This is a genomic window from Serratia sp. 25CWL12 (genome assembly GCF_055790885.1).
The window spans coordinates 3,728,423-3,747,448 of sequence record NZ_CM147698.1 but is presented as its reverse complement, the minus strand read 5'-3'; the positions used below and the strand labels follow the sequence as shown (position 1 = coordinate 3,747,448).

At 49.2% G+C, this 19,026-nt stretch carries 11 protein-coding genes, 1 tRNA gene and 2 pseudogenes; 2 read left to right on the top strand and 12 right to left on the bottom strand.

Annotated elements, in window-relative coordinates:
- Nucleotides 1–35 precede the first annotated feature (35 nt).
- The 3 genes from ACX9GV_RS16235 to ACX9GV_RS16225 all read right to left on the bottom strand — a co-directional run bounded on the left by ACX9GV_RS16235 (nucleotide 36) and on the right by ACX9GV_RS16225 (nucleotide 10,090).
- The gene (locus tag ACX9GV_RS16235) at nucleotides 36–3,806 is read right to left on the bottom strand and encodes a non-ribosomal peptide synthetase (protein ID WP_473196203.1); all 3,771 of its coding nucleotides are present in this window, start codon (nucleotides 3,804–3,806) and stop codon (nucleotides 36–38) included.
- Between the two features lie 80 nt (nucleotides 3,807–3,886).
- Nucleotides 3,887–9,409, bottom strand: a complete 5,523-nt coding sequence (locus tag ACX9GV_RS16230) for an amino acid adenylation domain-containing protein (protein WP_473196202.1) — start codon at nucleotides 9,407–9,409, stop codon at nucleotides 3,887–3,889.
- 126 nt (nucleotides 9,410–9,535) lie between these two features.
- Complete coding sequence (locus tag ACX9GV_RS16225) at nucleotides 9,536–10,090, bottom strand: condensation domain-containing protein (RefSeq protein ID WP_473196201.1); 555 nt, start codon at nucleotides 10,088–10,090, stop codon at nucleotides 9,536–9,538.
- A gap of 904 nt (nucleotides 10,091–10,994) precedes the next feature.
- On the opposite strand from ACX9GV_RS16225, the pseudogene ACX9GV_RS16220 reads away from it, so the two are divergent.
- Nucleotides 10,995–11,150: pseudogene (locus ACX9GV_RS16220) on the top strand (IncC plasmid conjugative DNA transfer DtrJ family protein); the annotation flags it as partial.
- Nucleotides 11,151–11,287: 137 nt separating this feature from the next.
- Here ACX9GV_RS16220 and ACX9GV_RS16215 read toward each other — a convergent pair.
- On the bottom strand, nucleotides 11,288–11,563 hold the full coding sequence (locus tag ACX9GV_RS16215) for a type II toxin-antitoxin system RelE/ParE family toxin (RefSeq protein WP_473196200.1): 276 nt from the start codon (nucleotides 11,561–11,563) through the stop codon (nucleotides 11,288–11,290).
- Nucleotides 11,563–11,754: a type II toxin-antitoxin system RelB family antitoxin gene (relB, locus tag ACX9GV_RS16210; RefSeq protein WP_037384417.1), complete on the bottom strand. Its 192-nt coding sequence runs from the start codon at nucleotides 11,752–11,754 to the stop codon at nucleotides 11,563–11,565. The genes ACX9GV_RS16215 and relB overlap by 1 nt, the downstream gene beginning before the upstream one ends.
- Before the next feature lie 364 nt (nucleotides 11,755–12,118).
- On the opposite strand from relB, the pseudogene ACX9GV_RS16205 reads away from it, so the two are divergent.
- Nucleotides 12,119–12,301 (top strand): annotated as a pseudogene (locus ACX9GV_RS16205) (transposase); the annotation flags it as partial.
- A gap of 111 nt (nucleotides 12,302–12,412) precedes the next feature.
- Here ACX9GV_RS16205 and ACX9GV_RS16200 read toward each other — a convergent pair.
- From ACX9GV_RS16200 to ACX9GV_RS16170, 7 genes are all read right to left on the bottom strand, one after another.
- On the bottom strand, nucleotides 12,413–13,015 hold the full coding sequence (locus tag ACX9GV_RS16200; RefSeq protein WP_473196199.1) for a fibrobacter succinogenes major paralogous domain-containing protein: 603 nt from the start codon (nucleotides 13,013–13,015) through the stop codon (nucleotides 12,413–12,415).
- Between the two features lie 266 nt (nucleotides 13,016–13,281).
- Nucleotides 13,282–13,357 (bottom strand) — tRNA-Phe (locus ACX9GV_RS16195).
- A gap of 195 nt (nucleotides 13,358–13,552) precedes the next feature.
- Nucleotides 13,553–14,128 (bottom strand): transcriptional regulator, encoded by a 576-nt coding sequence (locus tag ACX9GV_RS16190; protein ID WP_023491065.1) that lies wholly within the window; start codon nucleotides 14,126–14,128, stop codon nucleotides 13,553–13,555.
- Between the two features lie 40 nt (nucleotides 14,129–14,168).
- Nucleotides 14,169–15,887: a protein-disulfide reductase DsbD gene (locus ACX9GV_RS16185; protein ID WP_473196198.1), complete on the bottom strand. Its 1,719-nt coding sequence runs from the start codon at nucleotides 15,885–15,887 to the stop codon at nucleotides 14,169–14,171.
- Nucleotides 15,863–16,186 carry a divalent cation tolerance protein CutA gene (gene cutA / locus ACX9GV_RS16180; RefSeq protein WP_473196197.1) on the bottom strand — a complete coding sequence of 108 codons (324 nt, stop codon included), beginning with the start codon at nucleotides 16,184–16,186 and terminating at the stop codon, nucleotides 15,863–15,865. The genes ACX9GV_RS16185 and cutA overlap by 25 nt, the downstream gene beginning before the upstream one ends.
- Before the next feature lie 213 nt (nucleotides 16,187–16,399).
- The gene (locus ACX9GV_RS16175) at nucleotides 16,400–18,586 is read right to left on the bottom strand and encodes a metallophosphoesterase (protein ID WP_473196196.1); all 2,187 of its coding nucleotides are present in this window, start codon (nucleotides 18,584–18,586) and stop codon (nucleotides 16,400–16,402) included.
- A gap of 84 nt (nucleotides 18,587–18,670) precedes the next feature.
- Entirely contained in the window at nucleotides 18,671–19,024 is a 354-nt protein-coding gene (locus ACX9GV_RS16170; protein ID WP_473196195.1) for a hypothetical protein, read from the bottom strand.
- Nucleotides 19,025–19,026 lie beyond the last annotated feature (2 nt).

Sequence of the window (19,026 nt, the reverse complement as noted above, 5' to 3'; positions counted from 1 at the left end):
GGCAGCGGATTTTCTCCGCTGCCCATCTGTTGCCCTTACCTTTTCTGCGGGCAGATCACCTTGCTGATCTCATCACCATATTCCAGGATATCGTGGTGGTGGCAGGCCAGCGGGATCACTCGCAGATGTTCACAGACCGTTTTCAGCCCGTTGTCTGGCACGGCAATCAGCGGTTTCATCACGTCATCCGGCAAATCAGGGTTTGCTCGCATTGCTTTGAACAGCGTAACCTGAGTGGTTTGCAGTTTGTGGCTGAGTTTCGCCTGAGAAAGCCGATCCTCTACCTCTGCCACCGCCTGAGCACGTTCGGCGGTCTCTCCTGTGAGCCCCAGCGTAGCTAGTAGGGTGTCAAGTGAGGTTTTTTCCGTTGTCTGCTGATAAAAACTGTCTAACAGATAGAGTGAAATCTCCTGTATGCCGCGAGCTTCCAACTGGGCTGCAATTTCCAGTGCGATTAGCCCCCCCAGCGACCACCCCAGGATCTGTACGGGTCCGGCCAGCAAACCGTGCGTTATCATCTCCTCCAGATAACGATCCGCCAGTGTAGCCAGTGAAGAAATGGTAGGGCGGTGATAAAGATTGTAATTATCGACACCATAACCATTCATTTTGCCCTGCAAAGTCTGGGCGAAGGGATAGAAGGCTTCCGCACCGACCAGCGCCGGGTGAATCATCCACAAAGCAGGCAAACCCTGGGTTATCTGAGTCAGTGGCAGCACCAGATGGTTTTCACAGGTGGCAAGCAGGTTTTTCAAAGTACGGCATTGGAACAGCCTGACAACAGGGACCGCCGTTTTCAGCAACTCGGATAATTTCATACATACCGAAATCGCCATCAGCGATGTTCCCCCTGAGCGGAAGAAATCATCCGTCATGCCGATTCGCTCACGTTTCAGTGTTTTCTGCCACAGCGCACACAGTTGTTGTTCGAGTGGATTACCCGGCGCAACATAGACATTCTGCTCGACTATTTGCGGTGCAGGCAGTGCCTTACGATCCAGCTTACCGCTAGAATTATAAGGTAGTGCCTGTAGTTGGATTAACGCCGTCGGGATCATATACAGCGGTAACCGCTGGCTGAGAAACTCGAGTAATTCAGCTTCGATTAGGGGTTCATCACACACATAGTAGAGCGCCAAACGCTCCTGTTGCTGATCTTTCCAAACGATAGCGCAGCAAGATTTGATGGTGCCGAAGGCCAGGACGCTGCTTTCAACTTCCCCCAGTTCAACGCGATAACCATTGATCTTGACCTGAAAATCCATCCGCCCCATAAACTCGAGATTGCCGTCTGGCAGATAACGGCCTGCGTCACCGGTGCGGTAAAGCCGTTCACCCAGTTCAGGATGGTAGATAAACCGCTCCTGAGTGACCGCTTCATTGCGGAAGTAACCCCGGGCCACCCCAGCCCCCCCGATATACTGTTCACCGGGCAGGCAGGGTGGCAACACGCGCAGATGGCTGTCCAGAACATAAAACCGCTGATGCGCCATCGCTTTGCCATAAGGCACACTGGGGGTCAGGATCGGTGCATCTGGGATGTCGTAGAGGATTGACCAGATGGAACTTTCTGTGGCACCACCGGTGCTGACCACGCGGCAACCTTTACGCCACTGCCGGATACGTGCCGGTAACTGCTTGGCGATCACTTCCCCAACCAGTACCACGGTACGCAACATCGGCCAGCCTTCGCCAGCGGTTTCCCTTGACTCAAGGTACTCCACCAGCAATGTGATTACCGAAGGCGCAGAGTTCCAGAAGGTGACGCCGTGATTGACCATCAGCCGATGCCAGGCATCCGGTTGATAACGTTCTATCTCGGATGGCATCACCATGGTGCCCCCTACCGATAGAATGCCGAAAATATCGAACGCCGAGATATCAAAACTTAGCGCACTGAGGGCTAAGCCACGATCTTGCTTATCAAGGCCCAGTTGTTGAATGGTATCAACGATACTGTTCACCGCGCCGCGATGTTCAACTGCAACGCCTTTGGGGATGCCTGTCGATCCCGATGTGAAGATGACATAGGCGAGATCATGGGGCGCGGATAATAGCGGCTCCCCAGGCTGTGGTGGTGGTAGCTCGGCCACGATGCCATGGGGGTCGATCAGCAATAGCCTGGCCTGTTCGATGTTCTGCCAAGGCTGGCTGCTGAGGATCACCGGGGTTTGTGATTGCGCGATAACCTCCAAGCGTCGGCGTTCCGGCCAGGATCCATCCAGCGGTAGATAAGCCTTGCCAGCCATGACGATCGCCAACACAGCGATAATCTGTGCCCGCCCTTTGTCCACCATCACCGCAATGGTTTCGCTCTGCCTATCCGTGTACTGGCGCAGTTGCAATGACAGCGTCAATGCCGCCTGATAAAGCTCGCCATAACTCAGTTCACCCAAGCTGTCGATAATGGCCACTGCCTGCGGTTGCAGCCGTGCTTGCTGGATAAAATCATGGTGGATTGCACGCTCAAAATCATAGGCTGGTGGGCTGGTTTGCCAACTTGCACGCATTGAGGTTACCTCTGCCGGAGGAACAAGCGTCAATTGGTTAATTCGCCAGCTTCCCTGCTCGACAATCTGTTCCAGGATAGTCAGATAATACTGAGACAGGCAGGTGAGGGTTTCTGGTGTAAACAGTGCCGTGGCATAGTTGAAGACCGCTTGGGTACACCCAACGTCTTTTTGGATACTCAGCATCAGATCAAACTTGGCCGCCTGATACTGTTCTACCAGGCTTTGTGGTACTAGCCACGCGGGTAACGCCGTATTTTGCGTCGCATCTTCCAGAACAAACAGCACCTGGAACAACGGATGACGTGAGAGATCGCGTGGCACCTGGAGGTGATCAATCAACTGTTCCAGCGGTAAGCTTTGGTATTTTTGTGCCTCTAGTGACGTGTTGAAAACCTCATGGACATAGTCAGATAACGCCATGTTGTCATCAATTTGTGTACGCAACGGTAGCGTATTGACAAAAAAGCCGATAACCGCACGGGTTTCTGCCGTCGGGCGGTTGGCGACTGGGGTGCCCACCAGAATATCCTGCTGGCCACTGAAGGCGTTTAGCAATAGATTGAACGCCGACAGGAAAAGGGCAAACGGGGTCACCCCTTCGCGCTGTACAAAGCGTTCCGTTTGCGCGACCAAGTCATCAGGCAAGGTGACACAATGGTTGGCACCACGATGATCAAACTGCGCGGGCCGCACATAGTCGAGCGGCATTTCAAGCATTTGCCAGCCCTGAAGATGTTGTTGCCAGAAGGCTTTCAATCGGTCGGCGTTTGCCGAACTCAGATACGTCTGTTGCCAACTGGCATAATCACCATACTGCAGGCTTGGTTCAGGCAACGCTGGGTGCAGCCCGGTTCGATAGGCTTGATATAATGCCGCCCACTCTTGCAGGAAAATAGTTTGCGACCAGCCATCGAAAGCCAGATGATGCACGACGATCAGGCAGTAATGCTGGTGGGTGTTATCCGGTTGTTTGACCTGGTAAATACGGGCTCTAATCGGAATTTCTGCTTCAAGCCTGAATGGTTGGTCGATATCCTGAAGCAACTGTTGCTGCCAAGTGTCGGCATCCAGCACCAAACGCGCAATTTCCAGTTCGCTATCCACTAACCGAGAGAGGGCGGTTAGCGCCTGTTGTTGGCAAATAACGCTACGTAATACGTGATGGCGGGCAACGATAGCCCGTAGACTCTGGCAGTATGCTATCGGGTCAAGGTCTTCATTGAGACGGAACAACATCGGCACATGGTAAAGATGACTGCCACCATTGAGGTTCTCGATAAACCAGAGCTGCATTTGCGAGGATGACAGCGGGTAAGTATCAAGCTGCAACGCGGGTATGACTAAGGGTTGCGCTTCATCATCACCGGGTTTTTTCAGGTAATTGCAGAGATTACGGATCGTCGGGTGTTGCCCCAGATCGCTGAGGGTGACATCCCGTTGCAGCCGGTGGCTGATTTGATAACATGCCTGGATCGCCAGAATCGAGTTCCCCCGAGTGAGAAGAAGTTATCTTCCACGCTCACTCGCTGGCGTTTTAACAATTCGCACCAAATCTCGCAGCACTCACGTTCCCAGTCACTGTCAGCCACAACAAAATCACGCTGCTCATACTGCGGCACCGGCAAGGCCTTCCTGGCAATTTTACCGTTCTCCGTCAGTGGCATACTCTCGATCTGAACAAACGCCTTGGGCATCATGTATTGTGGCAATTGACTACGCAGGTATTGGCTCAGTGCCGGGATATCTACCGGTTCATTGGCCACGATATAGGCCGCCAGATAGGGCTGTGGATGCGGGATCAGCATGACACAGCAGGCTGTCAGGATGGGATACGACAGGGCAATATTTTCAATTTCCCCTAACTCGATGCGGTAACCGTTGATTTTGACCTGTTGGTCAATCCGCCCCATAAACTCAATATTTCCGTCATGCAGAAAACGACCAGCATCGCCGGTGCGGTAAACCCGTTCTTGCAGTAACTCATGCCAGAAGAAACTGTCGGCGGTCCGCTGGTTATCACCATAATAGCCACGGGCCAAGCCAACACCGGCGATGTAAATCTCCCCTTTCACGCCTTCTGGCACCGGGCGCAGCCAGGCATCCAGAATGTAGAAACGTTGATGCGGCAGTGGCTTGCCATAAGGAATACTGACTGATAACACTGGTTGGTGTGGCACTTCGTAAAGTATGGAGAAGACGGCGGCCTCGGTGGCTCCACCAACGCTACAGAACTGGCTATGGGGTGCCCATTGGCGGCAACGTTCCGGCAGTGAAGTTGCAATCCAATCCCCGCCGACCATCACTGCACGTAAAGCGGGCTCCGGCCCTGAAACTCCGCCGATACTGTTAACATAATCCAACAACAGTTCCAGCAAAGCTGGGGCGCTGAGCCAAGTGGTGACGCGATGAGCAATCATCAGTTGATACCAGGCTTCCGGGTTAGTCCGATCGCTTTCGGCGGGCATAACTACGGCTCCCCCGGCTGAAAGTACGCTAAAAATGTCATGAATGGCCAGGTCAAAACTCAGCGCACTGAGTGCAATACTGCGATCGTTCTGGTCAATGGCAAAGTAGCGGTTGGTTCCTTCGATCATATTGACGACGCTGCGGTGCTCAATCGCCACTCCCTTTGGCGTCCCGGTAGAACCGGAGGTGAAAATGATATAGGCAAGGTTGTCTGGAGTGGCATCAATAGGGGGCAAAAGCCATTCAGGTTGCGGCAGGGTTGGTGCATGACCCGCACTGTCCAACACCACTACGTTAATGTCTGGCGTTACCCAAGCTTCATTGCTCAACAGAGTATTGATGCCGGCTTGTGCCATCACGCCTAAACGCCGTTGCAGTGGCCACCCTTTATCCATCGGGAGAAAGGCTTTGCCACACATCAGTGCAGCCAACATGGCAACCGGCTGCTGACGCCCCTTATCCGCTAATATGGCGATGGCATCCCCCTGTATTTCTCCCTGTAAACGCAATTGGGTCGACAAGGTTGATGCCGCTTGATACAACGCGCTGTAGGTCATCTCCCCGAACGTGTCGATCACGGCGACCGCTTGAGGATATTGTTGAGCATTGCGCATAAAATCATGGTGTAAAGTACGCTCGAATGAATATCCAAACCGCTGTTCACGATGGGTGGATAGCCATTGTGGTATTTTCTCGGCTGGGAACAGGCTGAGTGTTTTCAGCGGTTCATCGCGGTATTGCACCATCTGCTGCAGGATAGAAACAAAGTAACTGGCGAGTTGACGGATTGATGATTTTTTAAATAACGCTGTTGCAAAGTTGAAACGCGCGGACATCTGATTTTCAGTTGGCGTTAGCGTCAGGGTTAAGTCGAATTTAGCCGTCTGCTCATAGCGACTTAAATCTTCCACCGAGAGCCAGGACGGGTAATCGGTGTTATTGACATCGTCCTCTAGCGCGAACATCACCTGAAACAACGGATGGCGCGAAAAGTCACGGGGCAGTGCCAGGCTATCAACCAATTGCTCCAACGATAGGCTCTGATGCTGTTGTACCTGCAACGTGTTAGTGGCGACCTGATGGATAAATGCTGAGACTGAAATCTCGTTATTCACCCGATTGCGCAATGGTAAGGTATTTACAAAGAAACCGATCAGGTCTTCCAGCTCCGGCTGGCCACGGTTCGCCAGCGGCGTCCCCACCATGACATCATCTTGGCCGGTATACCTTGCCAACAGCAATGTGAATGCACTTAACATCACCCCATGCAGACTGACTCTTTCTTCACGGGCCAACTGGTTGAGTGATGCCAACAGGTCGGCTGGCAGCATGACATCACAGTTATCACCACGAGTATCAAACGCAGCAGGACGAACGTAGTCCGGTGGTATGTCCAATTGCTGACAATCCGCCAGGGTTCGGTGCCAGAATGCCAAATCTTCCGCCTTGATTTCTACCTCCCTTTGTTGATGCTGCCAGAGGGCATAATCGAGGTATTGCAGGGGAAGCGCGGCTGGTGGCGGTGCGGTGGGCTGCATGAAATGATGATAAAATATCGCCAGCTCTTTCATCAGGACATCCATTGACCAGCCATCAAAGACGATGTGGTGGAAGACTAATAGGCTTGCGGTATTCGCGTTCCCCGTTGCATCCTGATACTGATAGATGGCCGCGCGTAGCGGCAGTTCGCGCGTTAAATCGATGGGCTGCTGTAAGGCCTGTTGCAGGCAGGTGGCATAGCCTTCTGCCGTCACAACATGTACTGGTACCGCCAACACCTGATCGGTAACCACTTGGCAAGCTTCCCCCGCCTTATCCTGCTTTATCAGGCTGCGCAATACCTGATGTCGTGTCACTATCGCCTGCAGACTTTTGATAAAAGCCGCACAATCCACATCGGCAGAAAGCTGTAGCAAAACTGGCGACAGGTAATGTGTGGCCTCAGTTGACAGTTGTTGCATAAACCACAGGCGCGATTGTTGGAAAGACAAGGGGGCGGTTTGGCACCCGGTTGCCAGGATTGTCTCTTCCTGTACGGTCGGCTCTTGTTGAGCAATATAGCTGCTGAGCGTTGCTACCGTTGGATATTGATGCAGAGTGAGTGCGGAAACGTTGACCCCAAGTTGTTTATTGATTTCATGGCAAAGTTTAATCGCCAGAATAGAGTTACCCCCCAGGCGGTAAAAATGGTCGTCTATACCTGCATTGCTGTTTAACAACCGGTTAAACAGCACCAGTAATTGACTTTCTAACGGGGTGCTCGGTGTGCGGAAAGGGGTGTTCTGCTCAATAAGTGCGGGTTCGGGTAACGCACGATAATCTACCTTTCGGCTTACCGTCAGCGGGATCGCAGGAATCGCCATCATTGCGCCAGGCACCATATAATGTGGCAGTTGTTCAGCCAGTTGCTGATTGACCTCTTCCAGCGTCAGGTTGCTGCCGGGGGCTAAAACGAACCAGGCCAAAAGCTGCGGCGAAGGTTGTTTACGGGCAATGACTACCGCTTCCGCGATGCCAGGCAGATTGCGCATTACCGATTCGATTTCACCCAACTCAATGCGGTAACCGTTGATTTTCACCTGTTGGTCTTTACGGCCACAATATTCCAGACTGCCATCCGGCAAACGACGAACCCGATCGCCGGTGCGATAAAGACGGCGATAGTCCATTTCTTGGTGAAACGGATTATCAATAAATAGGCTGGCCGTCAGTTCAGGCTGGCCAAGATAGCCACGAGCCAAACCAGCACCCGCAAGGTACAGTTCACCTTCGACACCCAGTGGCAACAGGTGGAAGTTTTCATCCACCACATAGCCCCGCATATTGGTGATCATGTGACCAATATTGCGGGCGCCGTTGTTGCGATACAGATTAACACTAGCGCTGACCGATGCCTCGGTAGGACCATACATATTGGCAACCTGTAAACCACAAGCCAGATAGTGATCAAGCACATCCTGCGACGTTGCTTCACCGCCAACGCCCAGATAACGTACCGAGTCTGGAAATGTGGGTTTGGTGCTGAGCAGTGCAGGGGGAAGGAAACAGAAGTTGATCTGCCATTCGGCCATTTGCTTGGTGAGTAATGGCAGATCCAAGCGCTGAGCTTCATTGGCAATACACAGACAATGGCCATTATCAAGGGCGATAAAAACTTCAAACACATGCGCATCGAAGGCGAATGTAGCAAATTGCATACAGTTCAGTACATGATGCTGATTGGCTAATAGCCGCTGGGTATGGCCCTGGATCATATTGACGGCACCACGGTGTTCACACAGCGTCCCTTTGGGTCGCCCTGTGGTACCAGAAGTATAAATGACATAAACCAGTTGTCGGCTATCAAGCTCAGGCAACGGTATATTGTCAATTAACGACGTGTGTTCCTGCTGATCAATCAGCAAGCAGTGGCTGTCAGGTGCGTTTTGTAAAATGGTATCTTGCAGTTTTGCTTGCGTCAGTACCAACGGACTGTTCACATCCTGTAAAATATAGGCCAGCCGCTGTGCGGGAGCGTGAGGATCCAACGGCACATAGGCCGCCCCTGCCTTCATGATCGCTAATATACCCACCACTGCGTCAACGCTCCGTTGAAGGTAGAGCGGGATCAGCGAATCGGTGGGCATTTCCTGACCGCAAATACGCAGATATTCTGCACGTATATGCTGCGCCAACCGGGTGCTACGTTGTTCAAGCTCACGGTAACTGAGCCCCTCCCTCTCATCCTTGAGCGCCATACGCTCAGGGTAAAGGTGGCTATGTTTCTCAAACCCGCTAAGCAAGGTCGTCTGCGTGGGGGATAGAGGGGCAGCGCTATGATAGTGATCCTGCAGACGCTGCTCCTGCTGCGGAGTCAGATAGGAGAAGGTGGATATCAATCGTTCGGGTTCATTTAATACTGAACGCAACAAATAGAGATATTGCTCCGCCAGTTCGAGCATTTGGGTCTCATCGAATAGATCCGATTTGTATCTCAGCCTGAAATTAAAAGCGTTTTCGGATTGCTGATATTCGAGCAGAAGTTCAGAACCGGCCAGATCAACATTAAAACGGTGATCCACACTGATCTGGCAACCGTTAAACACCAGCGGTGAGTCTTTCAGATAGGCTTGGGTAAAATTCACATTCAGTTGCTGGATCTGGCTTTGGCTTAGTATGTCGTAAGTAGGTAATTTTGTGTGTCGCAGCTTGCCAGATGCCTTGAGCTTTTTTGTATAATCTAACGTATCCCGATACAAGCTGGCGAAAGTGGCCTGAGGCAATAATCGTAGTGGGAAAATAGCAGTGTTTACTTGCGCGCCATAATAAAGCTCTTTTCCCCCTTCGGCAGCCACGGGATAACCAATATGTACCGTTTTCTGTTCAGATTGGCAGGCGATTAATAGTGCCCAGAGTGTTTTGAAAATCAGAAAAGGGTTCGCATACTTCACGCCGTCTTTCAGACGATGCCATTCTGAAAGTGATAAGCTAAACCTGACTCCCCCAGATGAGTCCGAACCTGAGGACTCAGTACGAATATAAGGTAAATCAACACGGGGAGGGCAGTCTGCCAGTAACTAGCGCCAAAAAGCCAAAGAATTAAAGTCTTGTTTTAAGCGTGATACATCATGATCATACTGTTTATAAAGTTGCTGCATCTGTGCCAGGTTAGGCGTATTGGGTAGTGCCTGCTGGCCCTGATTGTAGTAATAAGACAGAACATCATAAAATTCTTGCCCAGAAAGGCCATCGATTAGAACATGATGTAATACAACAATAAAATCATATCTCTGTGCTCCCATCTCAATTAAATAAAAACGGCAAAGCGGCCCTTCGGTGAGATCAAATGGTGTGCAGATCAGAGAGGCAAGATCGCAAGAGGAATCAAGCAATTCAAGCGTTATGCTTTTTTCTGTTTTTACCCAGTGGAGTTGCCCATCCTTTTCACTTAAAACATGGTGAAATAAGATATAATCACGTACTACACCTTGTATTGCATGACGTAGTCTATTGATATCAAAATCACCATCAATGGTTTGGATGGATACCATATTATATTCGAATGATTGCGGGTTAAGAATATATTCATTCCAGAACATCTTGGTATAGGGCGAGATGGCAATCAGCTCCATTGAGTTAATCCTCTTATATAATGATTTCTTTGTGCTTTTAAAGATAAAAGCCATTGCCTCTCAACAGTGTGTATAGGCAATTTATCTCTAAGGAATGGGCACAAATTGTTGAAATGTAGGTGTACAAAAACGAATCAGGATGTTCACATGAGTGGACGATATTTAATCACCTGCACTAATACTTAACTCGCGTTCACTTGGTTAAGCCTGGAATCTGTGTTTAATGCTTCAAGATAACCATGATAGGCAAACTATTATTGTTGGAACATTATTCACATACTGCCCAGAACAGCAGACCATCACTCTTTTCTCTCTGCTATACCCTTCAGCCCGGCACAAGTGTTGTTCAAAACGCTCAGCGTTTTGTCAGGCAACTCGAATTATTTTGGCTATAAGCCTATATGAGGTCTGCGCATTCTTGTTTGCCTAGTAGTGTAATCATAAGATTATAAAATGCAAATCATTATTAGTTCGTGTAATGCATTATCGTAATAGTTTGATTTTATTTAGAAAAATAAAGAGTTAGGCGCCTTGTTTTGTAATTTAAAGTTAATTATTAAATCTATCTTCATTTTATTGTGTCCTATTAGGTGAAAAAGCGAGATACAAGGTCCAGGCATGCCTTTTTTTGGTGATTTGGGCCAGTTATTTATTCTTATTTAAATAAAAAGGGAACATTTCATCTGCCATTAGTCTGATTGTGGTTAAATGAGATTTAATTTTTATTTAAGTTAATTTTTAATCTAATATTCTGTTTTTTGTTTCAGTGATTAATTCCATGGGCTTTTCTTTTTTTTATTCGTTTTTTGTATTGGATTATTCGTGGGCTGCAGTTAGTGGGTCAAGAACAGTTAGTGGGGCAAGAACAGTTGGCGGGTCAAGATCAAGTTGAGTAAGATGGTGGCATTTTGAGCAGTTTGTGAAATCGGTAGTGTATATCCCTTGTGTGCTAGACCTGCCAGCACCGTTCGCCGTCTACCCAAATTTATTGTTGCTGCCCGCTGCCCGGCTGGTGGGGCTGGCAATATCGGTGACGATGGGGCTTAAGAAATATTTTTGAGAGCAATACGAGTGTTAATTATATATTAAAAACAATGTGTTATTTGAATTTGAATAAATTGAAAATTTCACCAATTTCTGTCAAAAATTCGTTGTCAGAATGGATATTGACCTATTGTGCGACCAACAGGTCAGGCATTATGGGTATTCCTGACGGGCGTGTAGAACATCAAGTACTTCAATACAATCGAACAGTACCCGATACACAACGATATAGTTGGGGTGAGCGACGATTTCTCGTGTGCCAGGAACTCGACCAGGGCGAAAAATATAAGGGTGCTCCGTTGCTGGAAGCGTTGAGTCTTGAATACGATGTAACAAAGACTCGGCAGCGAAAGGGTTTTGTTCAGCAATAAAACCGATTAGTGTGTAAAGTGCAGTTCTGGCATCGTCAGTCCACTTGACTGGTAACATCAAGCTGGTTTCCTTTTCATTTTAGCTTCTTCAATAATCTTCCAAGCGCCAGCCATCACTTCATCGTGAGGTATACGGGGCTTGGTACTGTTCATCGCTGCTTCTACTCTGGCACGGAACCAGCGGTCATAGCTGTCGGCCTGCTCCTGAGTTTCAAACTCGGATACGATGGGGGACAGTTTGGTTACCATATTGACTTACTCCTTTCTTTGCTGCTCTTTTGACCAGTATAGCCTGTTACGCTGTTCGGACCAAGTGGATGACAAAGGCCTGCTGTTGTTCCTTACCAAAATTTTCAAAATCTCCCTTCTCGTTGTTTGCTGGTACCTAGTGGAGTGGGTTGCCAGCTCTCGTCGAAGCCAGTTCAGGACAGCGAGAAAGACGAGTTGGCGCTGGCCCTTAAAGTATTTGAGCGGAGCCTGGAGCAGTCGAGAGGTGGGGTTCAGGGGTAAAGCTGTGGTATAGGTGGTAACAACGACCAGCAATCTAGCGGAGCGCCACAAAGCAAAAACCCAGCCATAGGCTGGGTTCTCTGAATAAGCTGTCAGCCAGTAATGCGGTAAATGGTACGTCAGTATCCAGACGGAATACGACGTCACTGAACCAGCTCATACCTCAACGTCGATGGTGGGTCTTGATGCGGGTGTGGCAAAGCTCGTTACGCTATCAAATGACACCATTTTTGAGCCTGTAAACAGTTTTAAATCCAACCAGAATAAACTTGCCAGACTCCTGCGTGACACGCAACCAGCGGTCATCGCTTTCCATAAGGGGAACTCATCAAGATGTGGGTACAAAGCTCATCGAGCTATTACCGAAGAAAAATCTGTTTCATGTTTTAACAATATGTTATTCCACTACCGGGCGAATAGACAACGCATTACTGGATGCAAGAGCATGTAGAGTTGAATGATTGCCAGCAATCATCAAGCAGACGGCAGCTTTTGATGCAAGACTATTGTTGGTATTGCTCCAATAATAACCGATTGAGCCCACCTTGTGGAGTGTGCTAAATGAACTGTCACGTAAACCTACCGCTGGTAGGAAAATGCTATTACCATTCTCTTTGTCGGTAAATTTTGTGCCGTCTATTCCGTTTTGGGTCGCTTGCTGGTAACTGACTTTTTCTTTATCAAATAAAGACATCATTTCATTCATCGTAGGTACTCGCCAACCTGGAGGGCTAGGGTCGTTATCCTTTTCCCATTCGGTACCTTCGGGGTCAGTATCATTCCAATCGGTCACTTTATTATCAGTGGTATTCCATGCCTTTTTTCTGTTCCATTGGTAAAATTTTCCTGCATTTTCTGGGGATTGGGCAAAAGTACCTACTTCGTCTACATTTCGGGTTGCCCACGTAACACCATTAATGACTACGCGGTCATCTGCTGACGCGAATCCAGTAATAATCGTTATAAAGCATATGGTTAAAAAGGTTATTACTTTTTTCATGGTGTCATTCCTTCTAAAAAACAGTGAATCTTATCTGCCCCTTGTTGAAATTTTTGCACATATTCAGGTTTTTTAATTTTATCGTATTATCAGCACGTACACGAAAAAGCCCACCTGCGCTAACAGGTGGGCTTTTCAAGAACCGAGTTTTAATAACCGCTATACAAGTAGTTGAGCTGCCTGATAGGTTACAGTGTGTTAACAAGGTCTTATTTCGTACCCGTCATTTTTTCATCCTGAAAGAATGACGAGCGCTTCTGAATAAGTGGTGCCCGGACTCGGAATCGAACCAAGGACACGGGGATTTTCAATCCCCTGCTCTACCGACTGAGCTATCCGGGCAACGGGGCGCATTAAACCGTATTGCTGATGTGGCGTCAACGGGTTTATGGAAAAAAAACTGAAAACAGAGCTGATTGCTGGCTTTTCAGTCAAGGTGTTCAAAATGCTATCTTTATCCTGCATGCCATAAAACCTCGGCTTGCAGTCCGGGAATATCAGGCACGGTTTTCCACCTAACGGGGTGTTTGCTGTTGCTTAACTTAATGCACCGAATTTACGGCACTGAGCAATCTGTAGAATATCTGCAGCTAGACGTTTAGCGACAGCGACATCCTGCAACTGCCGGTTGACTAGCAATTTACTGAGACATCCCTCTTGCACCAGTTCCATTTGTTGGGCAACCAAATCGGCATCATCGACATCCATCTCTCGCAATAGCTCACGGGTGAAATGGAAAGAAGCTAATTTCTGTTGCTCAGCTAACTGGTGAATAGGGTGGTCGCTGGCGGGGAACAAACTACAGGCGGCAATAAACAGACAACCAGGATAACGCTCATTGAGCACATGTGCGGTCAACACATCATAACGTGCCAACAGCTTTTGCTGTACGCTCAAAGCTTCATCAAGTTGCAACTGGCGGCGCCAAGTATCAATTTGTTGACCATGATAGCGTAAGCAGTCATACAGCAAAGCTTCGCGATCTGGCCAGAATGGCTGTATATCATGGATTGAAACACCCAACTTGGTGGCCAGCATATCGAGTGTGGTGATCGCCAGCCCCTGCTTTTCCAACAGCTTCAGCGCGGTATTTAAAACTTGTTCACGTTGCACTTGTGCTTCCTCTCAGAAGAATGTTGAACCACTGCACCTGTTATTGATTAATGTGTTTCTGCAAATGTGCGTTGAATGCCGCTGCATCCATAAACCCGGTGACACGAGCGGCGGGTAACTCTTGTCCCGCAGAGTCAAAAAAAAGAATGGTGGGTAGCCCAAGCACCTGCAAGTGTTTTAGCAAGGCCACCTGTTCGGCGCTATTGGCAGTAACATCAACCTGCAATAGCACTGAATTCGTTAGTTGGCGTTGTACTGCTGGATCACTGAACGTGTATTTTTCAAATTCTTTGCAGGCGACGCACCAATCAGCATACAGATCCAACATCACCGATTTACCCTGTGCCTGTTGTAGTGCCAAATTCAGTTGTTCGAGGTTATTAACCTGGGTGAAACCTAGCTGGTTTTGCGCTTGTTTTTGGGGGGCGCTGCTGTGGCCAAATGCCCAGTCTTGCAAGGGGCGCCCGGCGATCACCAACATCACCAATAATATAACCTGCACAAGTCGCACCCAACCATGGGATGATTTCAAGCTGAGAACGAATGCCCAACTCAAGAATGCCAGCCCCAGTAGACTCCAAAGACGTAGCCCCCAAACGTCACCTATTACTCGCTCAAGGAGAAATACCGGTAGTGCCAGGATAACAAAACCGAAAGCTTCTTTAACATATTGCATCCAAGGGCCACTGCGTGGCAGCAGGCGGTTACCGAACAGGGTGACTATCACCAGTGGGATCCCCATCCCCAGTGCATACAGATATAACGTACCACCACCTACCCACATATTGCCGCTTTGAGCAATGTAGAGCAGGATGGCACTGAGAGGGGCGGTGGTGCAGGGGGAACAGATCAACCCAGCCAACGCACCCATAACAAATACGCCGAGCAGTGAGCCCCCCTGTTGAGTATTGCTCCAGTTCGCCAGCCGGGTTTGTAGGCCGGCGGGCAGTTGCAAGGAGAAGCAACCAAACATGGATAAGGCCAAGGCAATAAACAGTACAGACAACCCGATCAACACATAAGGGTGTTGCAGTGCAGCCTGAAATTGTAGCCCGAGAGCGGCAACTACCAGACCAAGCAAGGTATAGGTTAATGCCATACCTTGTACATAAACCAAGGCCAACACCAGGATGCGTCTATTACTCTGTGGTCGTTCTCGGCCAAGAATAATGCCGGAAATCAACGGGTACATCGGTAGCACGCAAGGTGTGAATGCAATGCCGATACCAACCAATAGTGCCCAGAGTGGGGAAAAGGGCAGTCCGGTTGGTTCTGCGGCGGCAGGTGCTGTAGCCGGCGGCTCTGTGGCTGCGGCTGCAGCGACGGCACGCAAAGGAATGATCCGTGTCTCGGGTGGATAACAGAACCCCGCTTCGGCACACCCTTGATAGGTGACGCTCAGGCTGGCGTTACTGTCGGCTTGCAACAGCGGAATGGTCAGGGTCAACGGCTGCTTGAAAATGGCCACATCACCAAAGAACTCATCTTTATGATTCAACCCCGCCGGTAACTCAAATTGGCCCAGAGTTGCATGCTGTGGCACCAGTTTGATTTGATGGCGATACAGGTAATAGCCCGGGCGAATTTCCCAACTCAGTGTCAGTTGGTGGTCCTGCTGTTTAAAATCAAAAGCAAAGGCTTGATCGACAGGCATAAACTGGTTACCGCTGTTTTGGTTAAACAGCGAGGCCTGAACGGCTTGCGGCAAGAAAAACAGGCTGCAAAGCAGTAATATCAGTTTAATGAGGCGTTGATCCATGACAGGTAATCTTTATCTCCAGCTAACACCGGTAGCACCAATAGTTCGGGTGTTTGATATGGGTGATGTTGTTTCAGGTAGGTAAGCAGCGCTTGCTGATGATGTTGGTCACTCTTGAACAGCATTTGTACTTCGTATTCCTGCTCTAATTTGCCTTCCCAGTAATATAACGAGGAGGCACCGGGCAACAGTGTGGCACAGGCGGCCAGTTTTTCAGCCAGTACTCTCGCGGCCAACTCTTGCGCTGTCGCTTCATCGGGTACGGTACAAAGTATGACAATAGCTTCGCAATCAGACATATTCAGCCCTCTTAGCCAGGTTATCTGCAGGATAGCATACCCTGAGGCTATACTCTTTAATCTTCAGGTTGCCAAAATGAGGACAATGAACATTAACGCTGTCCATGAGTAGCGTTCAAAACTGTGTATTGCAGATAAAATTCAATTAGTTGGTTTCATTACCAAAAAGTGTAACACCCAACACCAATCAGCCAGCATTGGGTGTTAATACGATTATTCCGCAAATCCCTTTTTATCACTCAGATTGATAACCTCACGCTGCTCGAGATTAATCATAAAGTGGTCACTGGGTGGCAATGAAGTTCCTAATTTACGCAAAATGGCAAATAGGGCGCCAAAGCGGTTCTGAAATACTTGGCTGACACTATTGTCATCCAGCACTTTCTTATCAGAGAAATGAACGGTGGCTTGGGTATTCGCCAAGGCATCAGCCAGCACGCTGTATTGACCAATCCGTTCAGGAGTGATGTCATCCAGCGCCAGATCGCCAGCGTTAGCCAAGCGATAAAAATCGGTGGCCAGATCAAACCCGCTCCATGCAGCAAAATCATCTAGCTTGAGGTTATTTGCCTGCGCCAGTGATGCTGCCTTAGCTTGGGCACGCTCCCAGTCTGCGGTTATTGTCTCTGGCGTTACGCTTACAGGTACCTGAGGCGAAGCCGCAGTGCACTTGGCTAGCGTGGTTAGCGGCGACAAAGACGGATTAGCCTGTAACTGGGCCAACGTCACAGCGGTGTCCAACTGCGAGAGGATCAGCATATCGCGCCCACTCATGCTGAACAGCATCTCGCGCATTTCACAGGGCCATTCGCTGGGTAAAAACCGCAGGCGGGTCAGCTCCGAGAGATACAGGTTATTGAACTCATGGTAATCCTTACTGGCGAGGATATCGGCATTCCATAATTTTGCCGAACCCTGAGCCGCTAGATGTTGGTGTTCCATCTGATAATGTTCAAACAGTTCGTCGAAACGCGGAACCTGATTCAATCGAACGGTTTCCACCTCGATGGTACTTTTGTTATTGAGAGTGAGCAATTTATAGGCAGGGACGTAAGCCGCCATCGAAGGTGCCTGAATGTTGACCAGAAAACCATCGTCGTACTTGCGAATACCGGTGTCATTAAAGTGCATATGGCCCCCGACGTGGATCTCGATCCCTGCTTTAGCCAATGCGTGTACAGTATCTTCTGCAGGCCGACGAGCCATTTGGAAACTGCCGGTGCCAAACAGCGCTTCAATATCGTCAGATGCCCCGTTATAAAATTCGGTCATCGGGAAATGGCTGAAGGTGATCAACTGTTTATTCTGCTCTTTGGCACGCTGCGCCACGGTTTTGATCCATTCAATCACGTGAGTTTTATGCGTCAGCATACGGTTATATCCCGCATTGCCTGAGCCATTAAAGTTTTTAGGGTTGGCAGGGTTTGCGTCATCGGCGGAAGACTTGGGGATATAGACATTGGCATCAATCGCCAGCAACCAGACCCCAGAAATGGGCTCGACCAGATAGCTGGCGTCCGGCACCTGCAAGCAGTGGGTGTAATCACTTTGCTTGTAGCGGCCACCGGTTCCTTCGGCACAAATCTCATAATGGCGATACTGCCAATCGGCCTGCTGGCGCGCGGTATCAAATGTGTAGCTGGTGGTTGAATAGGTGCTGTATGGGGTTTCCCAATAAAGATAGGAGGCTTTGGGCATAAAACCGTGTTCGGCAAGAGCCGTGGTCACCCCTTCATAGCCCAACTCACGGATATCTTCCGTACAGACGGTGGGTAATTCATATCCTGCGTCAATAATCGTCCAGGCATCGCTGTAACCATTGCATTCAGCAGCGCCCTTGCTATAGATACGCTGTTCTTTCCCCTCCTCACCGAGAAAATCGCTTTTCCCACCGGGGCGTTCAAACGGCACATTAGGATCATGATTGCCGGGAGCGGCGAAAAACTGAATACCATAGCGCTGGGAGTATTCATCCAGAATTTTTTTCAGCCCCCGCATATGGATTGGCTGGCCATCATCACTGAAATCGCCGGGTAGCGCGACCAACTTGATCCCACGCTGTGCCGCATCGTCCAACGCCGCCAGAAAAGCGAAATAGTTCTCATTGAATAACCGGGTCGATGTCAGTTGCGCATACATGGTGCGGATCATAGCTGACTGGCCGCTTTTACTGTTCATCAGGCCAGCGAAGGCGTTGCCTTCGAAGGAACCATAAACATCATGAAAATGGACGTCTGGCATAAACGCCACGGTTACCGGGCTTTTATCTATTGGAGGTTCTGTTATTGGTTTTTCTTCCGTCGGAGTAGGTGACAGTACCTGCTTGCTGTCGGTATCGCCACATCCCACCAGAAAAGCGGCTGAGATAAAGAGAGCGCCAATTGGCCAAACTGTTTTCATAAGAAACTCCATTTACAATAAAAAATTTTTTGAGCAATAGTAGATTCTCCTTGTGTCATAAATATGATGGATACAGCGTCGAGGTTAAAAAAAGCAGTAAGTTAAAGCGCTCTCCGGCAACAAACCGGATAGCGTTATTGAGGATGGGCACTTATTTTTTGGTAAAGAGAGAGCCCCTTCCACCAAGATGAATTTATTGCGCAGGGTCGAATATATTTTGCCCATGATCATCACCGCAACCACAAGGAACAGGGTGATAAATATCACCACCTTCCAGTGCCACAACCGCATATTTTTGGCATAAACCTCTGGCACCGACAAAAACAGCATCGCAGCAGAACGAATATTGGCTTCAATCAGGGACAGACTCAGCGCCAGATAGGCGGTATAGGCAGTAATTGGGGGGATTGCAGAAAAGCGGGGCCGAAACCCCGCCAATC